Source organism: Corynebacterium sp. HMSC08C04 (genome assembly GCF_001807495.1).
In the GTDB taxonomy this organism is placed as follows: domain Bacteria; phylum Actinomycetota; class Actinomycetes; order Mycobacteriales; family Mycobacteriaceae; genus Corynebacterium; species Corynebacterium simulans.
In genome coordinates this window covers 1-18,868 of sequence record NZ_KV789230.1, presented here as the reverse complement: position 1 = coordinate 18,868, position 18,868 = coordinate 1, and the positions used below count along the sequence as shown (strand labels likewise).

The following is an 18,868-nucleotide window of genomic DNA, read 5'->3' as shown; positions in this document are numbered from 1 at the left end:
AAGTTAATGAAGCGTATTAGCTCTATTATCGCCGCAGCCGCAATCGCTGCTGGCGCACTCGTTGTACCATCTGCTGGTGCTGCTACCGTTGCACCAGCAACCATTGCAGGTGACACCGCGCTGTCCACCATCACTGAGATCGACCCGAGCGCCGTTCCTGCCGATGTGGCAGGCACCAAGTGGTACAAGAAGTACAAGGATGACGGCCGCGTCGAGAAGCTGCTGGCCCATTCGCCTTCCATGGATCGCGATATCCCGCTGGCTGTCATCAAGGCTAATGCCGCTAACCGCCCAACCATCTACCTGCTCAACGGCGCTGGATCTGCAGAGCAGGATTCTGACTGGCTGAGCTTGTCCGACGCGGTTGACTTCTACCACGAGAAGAACGTCAATGTCGTCGTTCCGCAGGCTGGTGCTTTCTCCTACTTCACTGACTGGGAGCAGGAGCCAAACGGTAAATACCTGCAGGGCCCGCAGAAGTGGGAGACCTTCCTGACCAAGGAGCTGCCAGGACCAATCGAGCAGCGCCTCAGCGCTTCCGACAAGCGTGCAGTGGCTGGTATGTCGATGTCCGCTACTTCTTCCCTGCTGTTCGCAGAGCACAATCCAGGCTTCTACGACGCAGCCGGCTCCTACGCGGGCTGTGCCGCAACCTCCTCCCAGCTCCCTTATGAGTTCCTGCGCCTGACCGTCAACCGTGGCGGCGGCCAGCCGGAGCAAATGTGGGGCCCAATGGGCAGCGACTACAACCGCCACAATGACGCCCTTCTGAATTCCCACAAGCTGAAGGACACCGCTCTGTACGTCTCGTCTGCCTCCGGCCTGGCTGGCAAGACCGATATGCCTTCTTACTACACCGCACAGGGCATGAACCCGGCCGCCGCATTCGTCGGATCCGCACAGCTCCAGGTCGAGGGCGGCATCATCGAGGCTGCGGTTAACAGCTGCACCCACAACCTGAAGGCCAAGCTGGACCAGCAGAACATCCCGGCTACCTTCAACTTCCGCAATACCGGCACCCACTCTTGGCCGGGCTGGCGCGAGGACATCGAGAAGTCCTGGCCCGTATTTGCATCGGCTCTCGGCGTATAGGCCTATAAGGCCTCAACGCGAATAGGGTTTCATCCTTAAAGGGCGGTAGGATCGCAGCATTATGAAGCTGCTTTCCACCGCCCTTTCGCACGTCGCACCCACCGCCGGTCAACTATCTGAACAGCGCGATAGCTACACAGGTGTCGCGTTCAACTTAGGTTATGAGGTCACCCATTATGACCTGGACCTTACCTACCGCGTTGAGCCCAACCTTTTGCAAGGTGAAGCGGTGCTGCATATCCGGGTGCTAGAGGACGTCGACAAGCTCACGCTCGATCTCGGCGGCGCCATGGTAGCCCGCCGCATCACCGCCAAGGGCGCACCGCGGGTGGCGAAATTCCGCCAGTCCGTGGGCAAGCTGCGCCTGATTTTCGCGGATACCATCGCAGATGGAACCGAGTTTGAGCTACACATCCGCTACGGCGGCTCCCCACGCCCCATCCGCACCCCGTGGGGCGAACTCGGCTGGGAGGAAACCGAATCCGGCGCTCTAGTAGCTAGCCAGCCCAACGGCGCCCCGAGCTGGTTCCCATGCGACGATACCCCGAGCGAGAAGACCACCTTTGACATCAAGATCACCGCAGATAATCCGTTCCGCGTGATTTCGAATGGAAAGCTGGTTTCCCGCAGATCCGCCAGCGGTTCGATGACGCGCTGGCATTACCGCACCGAACACCCCACGGCTACTTACCTGGTTACGGTTCAGATAGGCGAGTTTAGCGAGGTCAGGCTTGGCGACTCGGTGCGCGCCTGGGTTCCGCCGGCGCTCAAAACGCCTGTCCAAGAGGTCTTTGCCCAGCAGCAGGAGATGTTGGACTTCTTCTCTTCCTGCTTCGGCGCCTATCCGTTTGACGAATATCAGGTTGTCATCACCGAGGACGAGCTGGAAATCCCGCTGGAAGCCCAGGGCCTTTCGATTTTCGGCTCCAACCATGTCTCGCCTACCTTCGAGCGTCTCATCGCTCACGAGCTTTCCCACCAGTGGTTTGGCAATGCGGTGGGCCTTAGCGAGTGGAAGGATATTTGGCTCAACGAGGGTTTTGCCTGCTACTGCGAGTGGTTGTGGATGGAGCACGCGCATGGCCGGGCGGTGCATGAATCTGCGCGTTCGCACTACAACGTGCTCGCTCGCAAGGCGCAGGATGTGTTGCTGGCAGATCCGGGCACTCAAGACATGTTCGATGATCGCGTGTACAAACGCGGCGCGCTCACGGTACATGCAGTACGCGTGCTGCTTGGCGACGCCGCCTTTTTCGACGCCGTTCGCTCCTACCTGGCAGAAGGCCGCCACGGCGTGGTTACGCCGGAAGACCTGCTTTCGAAGCTGCGCGAGCGCGCGGAAGATACGGCCGCGCTCGATGACCTGCTGGAGCAGTGGCTGGAACAAGAAAAATTGCCGCACTTCCCGGCTTAAGCACCACCCCCCAAAATTTCGAACTTATTTTCCAATTTACCCTTGACAGGTCGTTGTATGTGGATAAAATAGAACATGTAATCGAAACACCGAGGGGGATGGGGTGCCATGCAAGACAAACACGAAGCGATTATTTCCACAGTCAAGGAAATTGCCACATCGCTAACAGACCTGCGGGAGCTTATGAAAGAACCCGCGGACCTATACTTCGGCCGTCTGCACCCTGCTTTCGAGCACCTCGAGAATGCAATGGGAAAGAAGACCACCATCGATGCCGCCTCTGCCTTCCTTGCTGCCCGAGATGACGCTGGCCGTACAGTCGGCTCCAGCAAGCCGGAAGATTATCTCACCGCACGTTTGGGCCTGACCTATCCGGAGGCACAGGCGCGCATAAAGACCGAGCAATCGCTCTTTGCCCCGCTTTCAGAGGAAGCGGCCGCAGATGCGCCAGCTTCTGCCCATTCAAGCGCGACGGGCAGTGATAGCGAAACGGTAGAACAAAAGCGTGAGGACGCCACCCCGGAACGCGCCCGTCGGGAGCGGGAAGCCGCAGAAAAGCGCCGCCAGCAAATGCTTGAAGAAGAAGCCGCACACGCGCGCACTATCGCACTCATCGAACAGGAACTTGAGCACCTCACGGAGGGCGCGCTCCCTGGCCCACAAGAGCTTAGCCAGCGCGCTTTGGAGAAGTCTCGGGAGATGTCACATACTGCGCTCCGAGCCTGGCTGCGCGAGGCCATTCGTGCAGCAAACAAATCAGTCTCCGATGCAGACGCAGTTATTAAAAAGCGTCGCTTGCGCATCTCCCAGCCAGATGCTGATGGTGGCGTCTTCATCAGTGGATACGTCGATGCCGCCACGGCAGCAATGCTAAAAGCCGCATTTGCCCCAGCTCGCCATCAGGGAGGGCCAAATCTTCCGGCAGAGGAAGATTCCCGCACATACTCCCAAAGAATGGCAGACCAGCTTTCTGCCATCGTCCACAGCTATCTCGAATCACATCAGCACGGCACTGGTGGTGTGGGTTCCTTGCTTATCACCACCACGCTGAACGAGTTGGAAGAGATGGATTCTTCCACCCGGTTCGCCACCAACACTGGCGTGGAGCTCTCCCCGCTGGACCTGCTACGTATTGGAGCGGCATCACACGATTTCATCTGTGTGGTTGATGATAAGAAATTCCCGCTGGAATTGGGCCGCTGCAAGCGCAGCGCAAGCCTTTATCAAAAGATAGCCTTGGCGGCCTCGGAGTTGGTATGCACCCATCCCGGCTGTGACCGCCCTTGGGTCGAATGCGATGTCCACCACCTCCATGCGTGGGCAGCAGGTGGAGCAACGGATCTCAAGAACTTGACGCTCCTCTGCAGAAGACATCATGCGGATAACAATGACCGACGTGACGGTTTCCGCAACATGGGGCATGCAGAGCGAGACCCAATAACTCGAAGAGTTGGTTATCGTCCGGCGGGGTCGGAAAGGATCCATTTCAACGACAGCCCAACTGCACATAAAGCCCCGGCCCACAAACTCAGCGCCTAATCGCAGGATACTTGTGCCCTGCGGGCGGACTGCGCTTGCGTTTTATCGCGAGGTGAAAATAGCGAAGGAAGGTAGCCTAAAATTGTTATCCATGCGCAGAATGCTAGTTACTGGCGGCGCCGGATTCATCGGCGCCAACTTCGTCCGCTTGGTCGCTGCCACGCGCCCAGAAGTCTCCATCACGGTGCTGGACAAACTCACCTACGCGGGTAACCGGGCGAACCTCGAGGGCGTAGAGTGCCGCTTGGTTGTCGGCGATATCGCCGATGCCGCGCTGGTGGATGAGCTGGTGGTGCAAAGCGACATCGTGGTGCACTTCGCAGCAGAGTCCCACAACGATAATTCGCTGCAGGATCCCTCCCCGTTCATCCAGACCAACGTCGTAGGTACTTTCACCTTATTGGAAGCCTGCCGCAAGCACGATGTGCGTTTCCACCACGTCTCTACCGACGAGGTCTTCGGTGACCTCGAAATCGGTGCCGCTACCAAGTTCACCGAAACCACCCCTTATGTGCCTTCCTCGCCGTACTCCGCGTCGAAAGCCAGCTCCGATCACCTGGTCCGCGCCTGGGCGCGCAGCTTTGGGTTGCGGGCAACCATCTCGAATTGCTCCAACAACTACGGCCCTTTCCAGCACGTAGAAAAGTTCATCCCGCGCCAAATCACCAACCTGTTAGACGGCCAGCCGGCCAAGCTATACGGAACGGGTGAGCAGGTCCGTGACTGGATTCACGTCGACGATCACAACAGCGCGGTCCTCGCCATCCTCGATCGCGGCGAAATCGGCGAGACCTACAACATCGGCGCTGACCAGAAAGACATCAACAACAAAGAGGTCATCGAGCTCATCTGCGAGATCATGGGCGCGACCAATGCTGCAGGCGGCGCGCTCTACGAGCACGTAGCTGACCGCCCCGGCCACGATCAGCGCTACGCCATGGACGCTTCCAAGCTGCGCCGCGAGCTGGGCTGGCAGCCGCACTACACTGACTTCCGCGAAGGGCTGGCACAGACCATCCAGTGGTACCGCGACAATGAGAAGTGGTGGCGCCCGGATAAAGGCGACGTCGAGAAGCATTACGCCCAACACGGCCACTAAACCGGCAGCGCAACCCCATTAAACGAAACCTAGACAGGAAGAAACGAGCACACGTGCAGGTAACCAAGACGGCCATCGAGGGCCTACTGTTCATCGAGCTTGACGTCCACGGAGACAATCGCGGCTGGTTCAAGGAGAACTGGCAGCGCGCAAAGATGGTTGAGGCCGGGCTGCCCGATTTCCAGCCGGTGCAAAACAACGTCTCTTTCAACGCCGCGGCGGGCGTGACCCGCGGTCTGCATGCCGAGCCCTGGGACAAACTGGTAAGCGTGGCCCACGGCAAGGTCTTCGGTGCGTGGTGCGATCTGCGCGAAGGCTCCGAAACCTACGGTGAGCTGGTCACCCATGAAGTAAGCCCCGATACCGCCGTCTTCGTCCCGTGGGGCGTGGCCAACGGCTTCCAGGCACTTGAGGAAACCGCGTATTCCTACTTGGTCAACGATCATTGGTCACCTGACGCGGAGTACACCTTCGTCAACCTCGACATGGTGGACTGGCCGCTCGATCCCACCGAAATCTCCGACAAAGACCGCGCGCACCCGCAGCTAGCGGACGTCACGCCCATGGCGCCGCGCAAGGTGCTGGTCACCGGCACCAACGGCCAGCTGGGCCGCGCGCTGCGCAAGGTGCTACCGAACGCGGAGTTCTGCACGCGCGAGGAATTCGACATCACCAATCCGCCGCAGCGTCCTTGGCGCCGCTACAGCTCCATCATCAACTGCGCCGCCTACAACGACGTCAACGGCGCAGAAAGCGACCGCGCCCGCGCCTGGGAAGTCAACGCGCTGGCACCTGCCAAGCTGGCGCGCATCGCCGCCGATAACAACTTGACGCTTGTGCACGTCTCCAGCGACTACATCTTCGACGGCGAAACCGAATTACACACCGAGGAAGAAAGCCCTAGCCCGCTGAGCCTGTATGGGGCGTCGAAGGCGGCGGGTGAGGCGTCGGCAAGCGTGGCACCTAAGCACTATGTGGTGCGCACCTCGTGGGTCTTTGGCGAGGGCAACAACTTCATCAAAACCATGGCTCAGCTGGCAAATAAGGGCATCGAGCCGAAGGTCATCAATGACCAGCGCGGCCGGCCTACCTTTGCAGAGGACCTGGCCAAGGGCATCGCGCACCTGCTGGAAACCCAGGCGCCTTATGGCATCTACAACCTCTCCTCCGGGGGCGATACCGTGGGCCGCGATGAACTCGCCATGGCCACGTTCATCGGCATGGGGCACGACCCCGCCGAGGTCCACTCGGTCAGCACCGCGGAGTACGGCGTCGAGCCTGCCCGCCGGCCCAGCGAATCTACGCTGGATCTTTCCAAGATTGAAGCCACCGGCTTTAGCCCGATGAATTGGCGCGCCGCGCTAGCGCTCTACCTTGCGCTTTATCCTTTGGATTAGGCTTTCAAGCATGAAAGGCATCATCCTCGCGGGCGGTTCAGGCTCACGCCTCTACCCCATCACCAAGGGCATCTCGAAGCAGCTCATGCCGATCTATGACAAACCCATGGTCTATTACCCGCTCAGCACCCTGATTCAGGCGGGCATTCGGGAGATCCTCATCATCACTACCCCCGAGGATTCGGCGTCTTTTGAGCGCCTGCTTGGCGACGGCTCCCAACTAGGCCTCATGCTTTCCTACGCGGTGCAGCCACGTCCAGAGGGCCTGGCGCAGGCCTTCCTCATTGCGGAGGATTTCATCGGCGATGACTCCGTAGCCTTGGTGTTGGGCGATAACATCTTCGAAGGCCACGGCTTTGCCACCGCCTTGGGCCAGTGCCGCGACCCAGAAGGCGGAATCATCTTCGCCTACGAGGTCTCCGATCCGCAGCGCTATGGCGTGGTGGAATTCGACGCGGCAGGCAACGCGCTGTCCATCGAAGAAAAACCAGCCCAACCCAAGTCCAATCATGCCGTGGTTGGTTTGTATTTCTACGATAACTCAGTAGTCGACATTGCCAAAGGCATCCGCCCGAGCGCCCGCGGCGAGCTGGAAATCACCGCCGTCAACGAGGAGTACCTGCGCCGCGGCAAGCTGCGGGTGCAGCGGATGCAGCGCGGCGACGTGTGGCTCGATACCGGAACGGTGGACTCGATGAGCGAGGCCTCCGCCTACGTCGAGGTGATGCAAAAGCGCACCAGCACCGTCATCGGCTCGCCGGAGGTGGCGGCCTACCGGGAAGGTTTCATCTCCCGCCCCGCCTTGGCCGCGCTGGCAGAGCCGCTGATGAAGTCCGGCTACGGCTCCTACCTGCTGGCCTCGGCGCGCGAGGATTAATCAGGCGGTTTTAATAGTCAGCCGGGTTTAGTAGCCGCGGGCGACGTATTCGTCGATGCGCGCGGCCTCTGCGCCCACGGTGGTCTCATCGCCGTGGCCCGGCAGCACGCGGGTCTCGGCGGGCAGGTTGAAGACCACATTGCGCAGGGATTCGATGATGACGTCAAAGTCGGAGTACTTGCGGCCGGTGGCACCAGGGCCGCCGTTGAAGAGCGTATCGCCGGAAAGCAGCACGCCCTCGCTCGGCAGGTGAAGCACCACGCAGCCCGGCGAGTGGCCCGGCGTATGAAAGACGGTGATGTCTTCGCCGCTGACCTGGAACTGCTGGTTATCCTCCAGCGGGTGGAACGCGGCGCCGCCGTTGGATTCTTCCCACAGCATCTGGTCATCTGGGTGGAGGTAGACCTCGGCGCCAAAGCGCTCGGCGGCCGCCGGCGCCAAGTCGCAGTGATCGTTGTGCGCGTGGGTGAGCAGGATGCCCTTGACCGGGCGATCGCCCACGAGCTCGGCCACCGCATCCAAGTCGTGGGAAGGGTCCACGACGTACACACCCGAAGCATCGCCTACGACGTAGACGTTATTGTCCACGTCCCACTCTCCGCCGTCTAGGCGGAACTTGCCTTTGGTTACGGCCTTGTCGATCTGCATTAGCTTTAGTTCTCCTAATCTATGCGAATTCAACGACGGAGCGCAGCACCTTGCCGGACTTCATGGTGGCGAAGGAATCTTCGACCTCGTCCAAGGAGATGCGCTCGGATACGAACTTATCCAGCGGGAACTGGCCGTTGCGGTGCAATGCCACATATGCAGGGAAGTCGCGCTCTGGCAAACAGTCGCCGTACCACGCCGGCTTGATGGAACCGCCGCGGCCGTAGAGGTCGATGGCTGGGATATCGACGTGGTCGGTGAGGTTAGGCACGCCCACCATCACCATGCGGCCGGCATGGTCGCGGGAGTAGAAGGCCTGGCGCCAAGTCGGCTGGATGCCCACGGCGTCGATGGAAACGTCGGTGCCGAAGCCGCCGGTTAGCTGGCGTACGGCCTCGATGACCTCATCCTCACTCATGTCCTTGGAGTTGACGACATCGGTGGCGCCGAATTCACGCGCGGTCTCGAGCTTTGCCTCGTCGATGTCGACGGCGATGATCTTGGCCGCGCCCGCCAGCTTCGCGCCGGCGATGGCTGCGGTGCCGACGCCGCCGCAACCAAAGACGGACACGGACTCGCCGAGCTGGATTTCCGCAGTGTTGACGGCCGCACCCAAACCAGCCATGATGCCACAGCCCAAAAGTCCCGCCGCCGCTGGATCCTCCTCCGGATCCACCTTGGTGCACTGACCCTCGTGGACGAGGGTCTTCTCCGCGAAGGAGCCGATGCCCAGGGCCGGGGTCAACTCGGCGCCTGCGTCCTTATCATCTTCGGCCAGGTACATCTTGGTGGAGGCGTTGTGGGTATTAAAGCAGTACTTTGGCTCGCCCTTCTTGCAGGCGCGGCACTCGCCACAGACTGCGCGCCAGTTAAGAATGACGAAGTCGCCCTCGGCAACGTGGGTAACGGCGGAGCCTACGCGCTCGACGACGCCCGCGGCTTCATGGCCAAGCAGAAATGGGAAGGCGTCCTCGATATCGCCGTCGCGATAAGCCAGGTCCGTGTGGCAGACTCCGCAGGCCTGCACCTTGACGATGACGTCGTTTGCACCTGGCTCAGGGATCACGATGTTGACGGTCTCGACCGGTGCTCCCTTGGAGCGGGCAATTACGGCTTTAACAGTGTTGTTGCTCATGCGGCCCCAGCGTACACGGATTTCCAGCAAGGCCGAACTAATGAAAATTCATTTCAGCAGATATGCGAAAGCGTGCGCGGGTCGCCCCAGCGCACGCCGAAAATTAGAAATTAAGAGCCAGCAATAACGTTTGCCGCATGCTCGTGGCCGCGCGCATTTACGTGAAGCGGCAGGTTGCCGTCGCCAGCAGTGAAGTCAACCAGGCCAGCCCACATGCGGCGATCTGCGGTGGCACACATGCCGTTATCGCGGGTGCTCGGCTTCAGGTCGAGGAACTCGGTCCCGGTACGAGCGGCCAAGTCCACCTGCATCCATTGGGAAGCATTTTCCCAAGCCTGCACATTCGGCAAGAAAGTGTGATCGAGCGGTGCCGGACCCACGTGCAGCAGGCAGTAGCTACCAGCAGAGCCGATGGTGGGATACCCGACGATCTGAATGCGTGCATTTGGCGCCGCAGCACGGATGCGGCCGATGAGCGGAGCGTTCGCATCCACGAAGCGGCGGCGCAGCTCGCCCTCGCTCATGCCTGGGTTGTTATACGTGTCATTAAAGCCCGTGGTGTAGAGAACGCGGCGGGTATTTGGGCTCAACGCGCCGGTCTGGATCGCGCGATCAACCTGGGCGAACATCTGCGGGCCGCGCGAGAAGGAAACAGCGCCGGAGCAAGAAAAGTCCGCGACCGGCAGGCCCAGCTTCGCGCCAGTGCGGCGGGCATAGTTATTAGACTGCGGACAATTCACGCCGCCAGCACTCTGGGAGCTCAGGCGCGCGGTGAGATAAGCACCCGCGTCTGGGTCGGCCAACACGGAATCACCAAAAGCCACCAGATTTACATCGGCTGCCACCGCTTGAGGTGCCGTGCCCAGGCCTACCGCGATGCAGGTCGCAGCAAAAGCTGCCATTACCTTCTTTTTCAGGTTCATGGATTTCCTCTCAAATTTTGCTGCCCATCATTTTAGCCCAACCTGGACGGTCCGTTCAGAATCAATATATGTTCTATGACAAAAATATACTATAGTCCACAGGGGCAACTTCTGTAACATTAGTAACAATCTTCCGAGCCGTGCAACAGCCTGTGCAGCCCACACGATTAACAAGCCGGTAGCCTAACTGTCGCGCTAGCTTTCTCTTATTGACGTAGGACTTTTACTCAACATGCCTTTTAATTTCTCTGATTTAACCTTCCACACCGCTGCCCTGAGCCGCTTTATCCCGCAGCTTTTTAAGTCCGGCATCATCACCCACCGTGATGGCATTACCCCGCTACTCAAGGCCGGCCCCATCTTAAGCCGCTACCGCTTTACCACTGCCCGCGAGCTCGAGCAGGGCTATATCACCTGCCCAGAGCGCCTCGCGCTAATCGACGACGACGGCACCCTTACCTACCGCCAACTGCGCGACAACGCACAGACCCTGGCCAAGCACCTACGCAGCCTCGATCTGCCAGAAATCCGCCTCGGCGTGATGGCCCGCAACGGCCGCGGCATCATCACCCCATTAGGTGCCAAGGGATACGCGGGCGCGCATATCTTCCTGCTCAACGTCGGTTCTTCCCCAGAGCAGCTCGCAGGCTGCATCGAGGAAAACAACATCAACGTGCTCGTCATCGACGACGAATTCATCGACCGCCTCGATCCCGCCTATCACGAGAGGATCGCCGTTATTATCGGGCACGACTCGGGCGCGGAACATTTCGGGCTGCCGACGCTAGACGGCATCGTCAAGCACGCCGAAGCAGTGCGCGACATCCGCTTGCCAAAGTATCCGAAGCACGGGCACATCGTGCTGATGTCTTCTGGCACCACCGGCATCCCCAAGGGCATCATGCGCCCGGAGCCGACGCTGCCGGTCGTGCTGGCATCCATCGTGGAAAACATCCCCTGGCGTGCCAACCAGAAGGTGCAGATGACCGCATCCATCTTCCACACGTGGGGCTGGGCCTGCCTCAATATCGCGCTGGGACTGCGCAATACCATCGTGACCCGTCGCGTCTTCGACCCGGCGGCCGCGCTCGATGACATCCAGCGCTACCAGCTCGATGGTCTGCTTTCCTCCCCCGTCTTCTTCCGCCAGATGGTTGAGGTTGACCCGGATTCGGCGTATGACACCTCTTCGCTGAAGTTCATTGCCTCCGCCGGGCATGCGCTGACCCCGGAGATCGTGAAGGAAACCCACGAGCGCTTCGGCCCGATTCTCTGCAACGTCTATGGCTCCACGGAGCTGGCGCTGGCGTCGACGGCCAGCATGGAAGAGGTGGCTAAAGACCCGACCATCGGCGGCAAGATTGCCTCCGGCACTAAGCTGCGCATCCTCGATGAGGAGGGCAATGAGGTTCCGCGCGGCGAGGTCGGCGAGATCTACCTGACCAATTCCACCGCGCTCATTGGTTATACCAATCCGAAGATCCCACTCCACAAGGTCGATGGCCTCATTTCCATCGGGGACTTGGGCTATATCGACCCCGAGGGCTACCTGCATGTGGTGGGCCGCGCCGATGACATGATCATCGTCGGCGGCGAGAACGTGCACCCGCAGTCGGTGACGGAGGTGCTCGAGGCCATGCCGGGCATCGCGGAGGTGCATGCCGGTGGCGTGGAGGATGAAACCACCTTCCAGCGCATCGCCGTGTGGGCGGTGACCACGCGGGACGCCCTAGGCAACGCCGTGACTGCCGACGCCATCCGTGCCTGGGTCCGCGAGAACCTGGCGGACCACTCCGTGCCGCGCGATGTCCACTTCCTGGACAAACTCCCGCGCAATGCCACGGGCAAGGTGGTGCCGCGCCTGCTGCACGGCACCGACTAACCCACGCCTATTCCTCTCAAGACGTAGAACCCTCCGAGCCAAAACTGCCCGAGTTGCCAAAACCTTCGCTCCTAACCGCAGGGAACAACGTTGTTTTTGGCAACTCGGGCAGTTTTTGTGTCTGGGATTTAATCCAGCCGGCTAGCTGCTGCGCTTGACGGTTGCTGCGACTTCGCCTGGCAGGGCATGGCCCTCGCGAGCGATGTCGACTCCGGCGACCTGCTTGGCCGTCGGGCACACCACCGGGGTGATGAGGTTGACGCCGCGCTCGCGCAGCTTGCTTGCCTCCACCGCGATGATCGGCGTGCCGGCAGTGACGGTATCGCCCTTCTTAGCCAGGGCGGTGAAACCTTCGCCCTTGAGCTCCACGGTGTCAATGCCGATGTGAATGAGCAGGTCCAGCCCATCCGCGGTCTTCATGCCGAAGGCGTGGCGCGTCTTAAAGATCATGGTGATGGTGCCGTTTACCGGGGCGCAGACGTCGAAGGCATCGACGGCATCAGGCATCACCGCGAAGCCTTCGCCCACCATGCCCTGCGCAAAGGACGCATCCGGGACCTGGGCGAGCTCGACAACGTCTCCGGCGAACGGGGCGCGCACGTCGACGCCAGCGGCATCACCGCTTCCGCTCTGAGCGGCAGCGGCGCTGGCTCCAGCACCTGCCGCGCTCGCTGCACCAGTCGTGGCCAGGGCCGGGGAGCCGTGGCGCAGCTGGTGGCTGACCTCGTCATACATGAATTGCACGGCCGGGCCCACGATGACCTGGACGCTCTTCTCGGAGGGGTGGATGACGCCGGAGACGGCGGCGCGTTTGATCACGGAGTCGTCGACAAGCGCCTGCTCCTTCACGCCGACGCGCAGGCGCGTGGTGCAGTAATCCAATGAGTCAATGTTGTCCTTGCCGCCGAGCCCCTCGATGATGCGGGCGGCATCACGAGCAGTCTTCTCATCGCCGGTGGCGGAATCCTCCATGGAATCTGCTACCGCATCGTCCTCGCCGCGGCCCGGGGTCTTGAGGTTGAGCCAGCCGATGAGGAAGTAGAAGATGACGAAGTACAGGGCGAAGAAGCCCACACCCATGACCAGCAGCATGTACCACTTATTAGCCAGCGGGTTCTGCGAGGAGAGCAACATGTCCACGAAACCGGCAGAGAAGCCAAAGCCGGCGGTCCAATCCATGGCGGAAGCGATGAAGACGGACAGGCCCATCAGCAGCGCGTGCACCACGTAGAGCAGCGGGGCGACGAACATGAAGGAGAACTCCAGCGGCTCAGTCACGCCGGTGAAGAAGGAGGCCAAAGCACCTGCGGCCATCAGGGAACCGACGACCTTGCGCTTGTTCTTATCCGCGCGCAGGTACATGGCGAGTGCCGCGCCCGGCAAGCCGAACATCATGACTGGGAAGAAGCCCGCCTGATAGCGGCCGACGACGCCCTCGACCGTGCACTGGCCGTTGGCCCAAATGCCCGGGCAATCGGCGGCGGAGGTAGCAGTAGCGGCTGCCTCGATGGTCTTCTGACCGGCCTGGAAGTTGCCGATGTCATTGATACCGATGACATCGAACCAGAAGACGGAGTTCAGCGCGTGGTGCAGGCCGGTCGGGATGAGCAGGCGGTTAGCCACGCCATAAATACCGGCGCCCGCCGCGCCCAATCCTTGGATGGAGGTACCAAAGTTAAAGAGCGCGTTGTAGATGAACGGCCACACGAAGTAGAGGATGCCGGAAATCACTATGGCGATGACGGCGGTAAGAATCGGCACGAGGCGCCGTCCAGAGAAGAAAGCCAAAAAATCCGGCAGCTTGGTGCCGTGGAAGCGGTTATATACCCAGGCCGCCATGACGCCGGCGAGGATGCCGAAGAGGACGTTGCCGCCGCCCACGGCGTTCCAGCCTTCCGCGGCCCATTCCAGGGCCTCATCGCCGGTCAGCGCGGTGGGGTCTTCGATGCCGCGGTAGCCGGCCACGGCCTCTGGGCCCAGCAGCTTCATGAAGGTGGCGAAGGCCAGGAAACCAGAGAGCGCCGCGGCGCCGTTGGAATCCTTGGCCAGGCCGAAAGCAATGGAGATGGCGAAGATCCAGCCCAGGTTGGACAGCACCGCGTCGCCGGAGCTGATCAGCAGCTGGGCGGCGAGGTTATCCGGACCAGCCGCGCTGGAGATCCAGTAGCCAACGCCACTGAGGATCGCCGCGACGGGCAGCACCGCCACAGCGCCCATGAGGGCTTTTCCGAGCCGCTGCAGCGGCCCCATGACATCGATTTTCATGCGAGGAGTCCTTTCACACTAGTAAGGAATTAGATGGAGCTTTTTAGGAAAAGAGTGGGCGGTGCGGACGGTGCTTGTCCGCGAAAACGTAGTACTCGCGGTCCTCCAGCTGGGAGGCGGCGGCTTCATCGAGGATCACCGTGGCGCGCTGGTGCCACTGCAGGATCGACGCGGGGCAGTGCGCGGAGAGCGGGCCTTCCACCATGGCGTGGACCGCGCTGGCCTTGTTGCTGCCAGTGGCCAACAAGAGCAGGTGGCGGGCCTCACTGATGGTGCCCAATCCTTGGGTCAGCACGTGGCGCGGGACCTCGTCTTCGTTGTCAAAGAAGCGGGCATTGTCCTGCACGGTTTGCGGGTGCAGCGTCTTGATGCGGGTGCGTGATTGCAGGGAGCTCGACGGCTCGTTGAAGCCGACGTGCCCGTTGGCCCCGATGCCCAGCAGCTGGATGTCCACGCCGCCGGCATCACGGATGGCCTTGTCATAGGTGGCCGCGGCGGTGGCGGGGTCATCGGAGTCACCAGCGGGGCTTTTTACCAGGTCATCATCGAAATCCACGTGGCTGGTGAATTCGCGGCGGATGGTGGAATAGTAGGACTGCTCGTGGGTACGCTCCAGCCCGATGTATTCATCAAGCAGGAATGCGCGGCTGCGGGCAAAGCTCACCTCGCCGCGCTCATGGCGCGTAATGAGCTCCTTGTACATCGCTACCGGGGTCGATCCTGTGGCCAGGCCCAAGGTGGCGCCGGCGTTGGCGTAGTGCGCGAAGATGTCAGCGGCCTCCACGGCCACTTCGGCCGGCGTGGAGCGGATGAGGATTTCCATGAGATGCCTTCCTGTGTGTTTAAGAGAGTGGGATGTCCGCGCCGTCGACGATGACGCGCACCGGTTGGTAGTGAGAGTTAAGGCCAACCAGGTTGGCGCGCGCGCCAACCGCGATGCGGCCTAGATTCGTCTCCCCCAACACGTCGGCTGCCGTGGTGGAGGTAAAACGCACCGCCTCGCCCAGACCATGGCGCTCGGCGAAGCTGGCGAATTGCTGGGACAATGTAGAGGTGCCGCCCGCGATAGCACCGCTGGGCACGCGCGCGACTCCCCCGCTCACGGTGACAGGCAGCGAACCCAGCTCATAGTCACCGTCGGCCATGCCGGCCGCCGCCATGGCATCAGTGATGGCGAAGGCGCGGTGACTGTGAGCCATGTCCACGGCGCCGTCAACAAGATGCACACCATCTGCGATGAGCTCGACGGACACATCCCCCGCCTTCGCTGCGGTGAGCAAAGCCGCTACCGGGCCCGGCGCTCGGTGGTGAATAGAAGGCATGCCATTAAAGAGGTGCGTTCCAGTCACGGTCAGGCCGAGCTCCTTAGCCTTGGCGATAACGCTCAGCGTGGTGTCATAATCGGCCTCGGTGTGGCCCAGGCTGGCGATGATGCCATGCTCCGCGCAGACGTCGAGCAGCTTGTCGACGTTCTCCGTTTCCGGCGCGAAGGTAATCGAACGCAGGTGGCCGCGGGCCGCGGCGATGACCGCGCGGAAGAAGTCCGGGTCACCGGGCACGATGCGCGATGGGTCCTGTGCGCCGCATTTGGCCGCAGCGATGAAGGGGCCCTCCATGTGGATTCCGGCGATCTCGCCTTCTTCAGCCAGCTGGGCTAAAAGCTCCGCCCGGGCGCAGAGTTCTTCTTGCGTGCCGGAGACCAAGCTGGCCAGCAGTGTCGTTGTGCCGTGCGCGCGGTGGAAGCGGGCGGCGGCTAGGCACTGCTCGTAGTCGCCGTTGGGGAATCCCCCGCCGTTGCCGCCGTGGTTGTGTAGGTCCACGAAGCCGGGCACCCACAGCAACGCATCCGAGTCCCCGGCGCGCCAGGCAGCCTCGGCTTGGGGGACGTCGCCAAGCACTATGCCCTCAATACTCTCCCCGAACGTGACGGCCCCAGCGCGCAGCTCGAAGTTTTCATCAATATAGAGGCCCTCGACGTGGCCTTTCTCCTTTGTCTGCATGGTTCATTCGGTCCCGCTTGTACGGGCTGACGTGGCGCAGCCCGGTTGACAATTCACTTGAAATTTATCAGGGCTACCAATTTTTGTGAACCACACTTCCTCCGAAGGGGGTGTGTGAGCGCAGATGGCTTTTAGCGCGTTAGGTGCACCGCGCGGAATGTCGAAAGGCCCGGCGAGCTACCAGCCGCGGGTGACCACTCGGTCCCAAAGCGCGTTGCTCGCTAGCTCACCGGCGCCCGCTGGTGAGGTGCCAACGAACACATCTCTCGCATCAGGATCATCAGCAAGAATGTAGCGGAACCACGCGGTGGCGTAACTGTCCCCGAACTCTAGAACGTCCTTGTGGTCCGCGCCCAGGCGGCGGGCAATGATTGCCGGACCACCAGCTGATTCAAAGCTCTCCTGCAAGTCTGACCACGGACTAACAAGCCAGCGGTCCGAACGGCCATCGCTCGTCATCAGGAATAGCGGTTCCTCTACGTCAGCCGTGTTGTAGTCCCAGTCATTGGACTGTGCCACTTTGTGGGAGGCCGGGCTCGCCGCATACACAGCTGCTACCTCCGTGTGGGCCGCAGCGTTGATGGCACCCGCACCACCCTGTGAGTGGCCAAAAATGCCGACTCGTGATCGGTCCGCACGAGAATCCAGTTCCGGCAAGCGCTCAATCAAGTGCACGACATTCTCTCCTGTACCTGTGTGGGGAGTCTCATCGCCGACAACCACGAAGCCCCAACTAGCCAGGTGCTCCGCCACGGGCAGGTAGCTGCTCAGCGGCGTGTTCGTGCCATTAGCCATGACCGCCGCCGGAAACGGTCCCGCGCCTGTCGGTGCCGCGATGGTCACGTCGCCATCACGCCGCACGTCGACCTCGTGCGGCCCTCGCCCGCAAACGACGCTTCCAGCGGGCCACCTGTCTCAGCGCTATATCCGGCAGCCACGCCGTCATCACCGGTCACGCTGTCTGCGTCCACCCACTGCATGAATCCCACAAACCCTACAAACGCCACCACAATCACGGCCACCACGGCAATCATGCCAACCACAAGCTTTTTCATGCTCTGTATTGTGTTTCGCACGAGAGCGAAGGTCACTAGCGCTAGCACTACTTTTTCCTGTACACAGTGCAAGAGCTGCCTCCGCTACGCCCTTGAAATGAGAGACTCACATCATTACCTTGTTGTATGTAATCGTCATCACATATGGGAGAAATAATGCTTACCTCCGAAACGCTTTCCGAAGTAGTCACAGTAGGAGGTTCAGGTCCGTTCAGCGGCCAGGGCAACGAAACAGTTGCAGCCTAAATGCATCCCCCTAGAAACAGTGGTGACGAAGGACTTTCATCTATCTACACCTTGACCGCCACATATTTTTTATTGTCAGTGTGCGGGTCAATGACCAGCCTCTCGATTTCACTCCACTTCGCCGAACTCAACAAAGGCGAACTGTTGGTGGCAAGCATCTTCATCTCGGGTACTTGCGCTCAAGTTTTTGCAGTCCCCTTTCTGGCCCCACTCTTCAACAAATTCAACAGCTATCACATTGCGCTTGCTGCACTCTTCTTAGATCTTCTGGGCCTGTTATCAATGGCAGCCTATCCAGAGCCATTGATCCTCATTGTCGGAAATCTCGTCACCGCATGCTTAAGCGGACTGTCAATTCCATCCATTTTCACCATCGCTGACTCTCAGGTCGGCGAAGGACAGCAGGCGAAAGCCTTCTCCCTCTTGGACACAGCCCGACTTGGCAGTGGATTCCTTGGACCACCTCTAGGTGGATTACTACTGGACCAAAGAAACCTGCAGACAGCGCTCTTCGTTGAAGCTTGCGCCGTTGGAGTCTCGCTACTTGCTTTTTATTTCCTTTATAAATCCTCGCCCCCGAAAACACTGCTTCATTCAGAAACCAAAGATTCTTCACCGAGTTTTCTCCAGAAGGTCCTCGAAGCACCTTCCCTTTTGCTGAAGAATAGAAGCGCTCGGTCCGCGTTAACCAGCATTTGGGGAGCAATTATCTGCACCTCGGTTTTCAACGTTTCGCTTGTCTTCTATGCGACACAGACCCTCCACGTCAGCGGTACGTTATATGCCATCATTGCCCAAGCATTTATCGTGGGCCGCATCTTTGGCGCACGGCTTTCAGCTCGCCTTCACTCACAGAACGCTGGGAAAGTCCTGGCCGGGGCAGGATTCGCTATGGGGTGTTTCATAGCTTTACCTGGACTATTTCCCTCATTGTGGCTCTGCATCCCATGTTTCCTCCTGGGCGGAGTCTGCAATGCTGCTCAGGTGGCCGCACTACGCATAATCGTTGTCGGATCCGTACCTGATGAAGTGAAACCCAAAGCCCTTTCTACGATGGGTTCAATTAACAGCTCCGCAATGCTTATTGGATACATCATCGGGGCACCTGTTGTAAGTGCCATCGGCCCAGCTGCGGCCCTTGTCGTATCAGGGTTTGGCACCTCTATCCTCACTCTGGGGCCAATTCTGAAGACCACCATGTACGGTGCCTCCGGTGACCAAGACTACGACAACAAATAGCATTCAATTCTGTAGTAAATCTACTGTCAGATGCGAGTTTTTGGTACCGGTGTTCTG

16 protein-coding genes are annotated in these 18,868 nt (G+C 60.4%); 8 read left to right on the top strand and 8 right to left on the bottom strand.

Annotation, left to right across the window (positions count from 1 at the left end):
- The first annotated feature begins 6 nt into the window (after window positions 1-6).
- The 6 genes from HMPREF3169_RS11605 (at window position 7) to rfbA (ending at window position 7,418) form a co-directional block, all read left to right on the top strand.
- Window positions 7-1,092: an alpha/beta hydrolase gene (locus HMPREF3169_RS11605; protein WP_049146103.1), complete on the top strand. Its 1,086-nt coding sequence runs from the start codon at window positions 7-9 to the stop codon at window positions 1,090-1,092.
- A gap of 61 nt (window positions 1,093-1,153) precedes the next feature.
- Window positions 1,154-2,506, top strand: coding sequence for a M1 family metallopeptidase (locus tag HMPREF3169_RS11600; RefSeq protein WP_049146101.1), 1,353 nt, complete (start codon window positions 1,154-1,156; stop codon window positions 2,504-2,506).
- Between the two features lie 108 nt (window positions 2,507-2,614).
- Complete coding sequence (locus HMPREF3169_RS11595) at window positions 2,615-4,045, top strand: HNH endonuclease signature motif containing protein (protein ID WP_070456764.1); 1,431 nt, start codon at window positions 2,615-2,617, stop codon at window positions 4,043-4,045.
- A gap of 100 nt (window positions 4,046-4,145) precedes the next feature.
- Window positions 4,146-5,144 carry a dTDP-glucose 4,6-dehydratase gene (rfbB, locus tag HMPREF3169_RS11590; protein WP_193391045.1) on the top strand — a complete coding sequence of 333 codons (999 nt, stop codon included), beginning with the start codon at window positions 4,146-4,148 and terminating at the stop codon, window positions 5,142-5,144.
- Window positions 5,145-5,197: 53 nt separating this feature from the next.
- The gene (gene rfbD, locus HMPREF3169_RS11585; RefSeq protein WP_049146098.1) at window positions 5,198-6,541 is read left to right on the top strand and encodes a dTDP-4-dehydrorhamnose reductase; all 1,344 of its coding nucleotides are present in this window, start codon (window positions 5,198-5,200) and stop codon (window positions 6,539-6,541) included.
- A gap of 10 nt (window positions 6,542-6,551) precedes the next feature.
- A complete protein-coding gene (rfbA, locus tag HMPREF3169_RS11580; protein ID WP_070456761.1) occupies window positions 6,552-7,418 on the top strand; it encodes a glucose-1-phosphate thymidylyltransferase RfbA in 867 nt (288 codons plus the stop codon).
- 27 nt (window positions 7,419-7,445) lie between these two features.
- Here rfbA and HMPREF3169_RS11575 read toward each other — a convergent pair whose 3' ends face one another.
- The 3 genes from HMPREF3169_RS11575 to HMPREF3169_RS11565 form a co-directional block, all read right to left on the bottom strand.
- Window positions 7,446-8,066 carry an MBL fold metallo-hydrolase gene (locus HMPREF3169_RS11575; RefSeq protein ID WP_049146096.1) on the bottom strand — a complete coding sequence of 207 codons (621 nt, stop codon included), beginning with the start codon at window positions 8,064-8,066 and terminating at the stop codon, window positions 7,446-7,448.
- A gap of 19 nt (window positions 8,067-8,085) precedes the next feature.
- The gene (locus HMPREF3169_RS11570) at window positions 8,086-9,201 is read right to left on the bottom strand and encodes an S-(hydroxymethyl)mycothiol dehydrogenase (protein WP_061920252.1); all 1,116 of its coding nucleotides are present in this window, start codon (window positions 9,199-9,201) and stop codon (window positions 8,086-8,088) included.
- 110 nt (window positions 9,202-9,311) lie between these two features.
- Window positions 9,312-10,124 (bottom strand): GDSL-type esterase/lipase family protein, encoded by an 813-nt coding sequence (locus HMPREF3169_RS11565; protein ID WP_061920250.1) that lies wholly within the window; start codon window positions 10,122-10,124, stop codon window positions 9,312-9,314.
- A 232-nt stretch (window positions 10,125-10,356) separates the two neighbouring features.
- Between HMPREF3169_RS11565 and HMPREF3169_RS11560 the strand changes: the two genes are divergently transcribed.
- The gene (locus HMPREF3169_RS11560; RefSeq protein WP_049146091.1) at window positions 10,357-12,006 is read left to right on the top strand and encodes an AMP-binding protein; all 1,650 of its coding nucleotides are present in this window, start codon (window positions 10,357-10,359) and stop codon (window positions 12,004-12,006) included.
- A gap of 141 nt (window positions 12,007-12,147) precedes the next feature.
- On the opposite strand, the gene nagE is transcribed toward HMPREF3169_RS11560, so the two are convergent.
- The 5 genes from nagE to HMPREF3169_RS13460 all read right to left on the bottom strand — a co-directional run bounded on the left by nagE (window position 12,148) and on the right by HMPREF3169_RS13460 (window position 17,326).
- On the bottom strand, window positions 12,148-14,271 hold the full coding sequence (gene nagE / locus HMPREF3169_RS11555; protein ID WP_070456758.1) for an N-acetylglucosamine-specific PTS transporter subunit IIBC: 2,124 nt from the start codon (window positions 14,269-14,271) through the stop codon (window positions 12,148-12,150).
- Window positions 14,272-14,314: 43 nt separating this feature from the next.
- Window positions 14,315-15,094, bottom strand: coding sequence for a glucosamine-6-phosphate deaminase (gene nagB / locus HMPREF3169_RS11550; protein WP_046647861.1), 780 nt, complete (start codon window positions 15,092-15,094; stop codon window positions 14,315-14,317).
- Between the two features lie 19 nt (window positions 15,095-15,113).
- Window positions 15,114-16,271, bottom strand: a complete 1,158-nt coding sequence (locus HMPREF3169_RS11545; RefSeq protein ID WP_049146086.1) for an N-acetylglucosamine-6-phosphate deacetylase — start codon at window positions 16,269-16,271, stop codon at window positions 15,114-15,116.
- Window positions 16,272-16,448: 177 nt separating this feature from the next.
- Window positions 16,449-17,132 (bottom strand): alpha/beta hydrolase family protein, encoded by a 684-nt coding sequence (locus HMPREF3169_RS11540; RefSeq protein ID WP_246815640.1) that lies wholly within the window; start codon window positions 17,130-17,132, stop codon window positions 16,449-16,451.
- Window positions 17,111-17,326, bottom strand: coding sequence for a hypothetical protein (locus tag HMPREF3169_RS13460; RefSeq protein WP_235590986.1), 216 nt, complete (start codon window positions 17,324-17,326; stop codon window positions 17,111-17,113). The genes HMPREF3169_RS11540 and HMPREF3169_RS13460 overlap by 22 nt, the downstream gene beginning before the upstream one ends.
- Window positions 17,327-17,572: 246 nt before the next feature.
- Between HMPREF3169_RS13460 and HMPREF3169_RS11535 the strand changes: the two genes are divergently transcribed.
- A complete protein-coding gene (locus tag HMPREF3169_RS11535) occupies window positions 17,573-18,811 on the top strand; it encodes an MFS transporter (protein WP_049146084.1) in 1,239 nt (412 codons plus the stop codon).
- The last annotated feature ends 57 nt before the right edge of the window (window positions 18,812-18,868 follow it).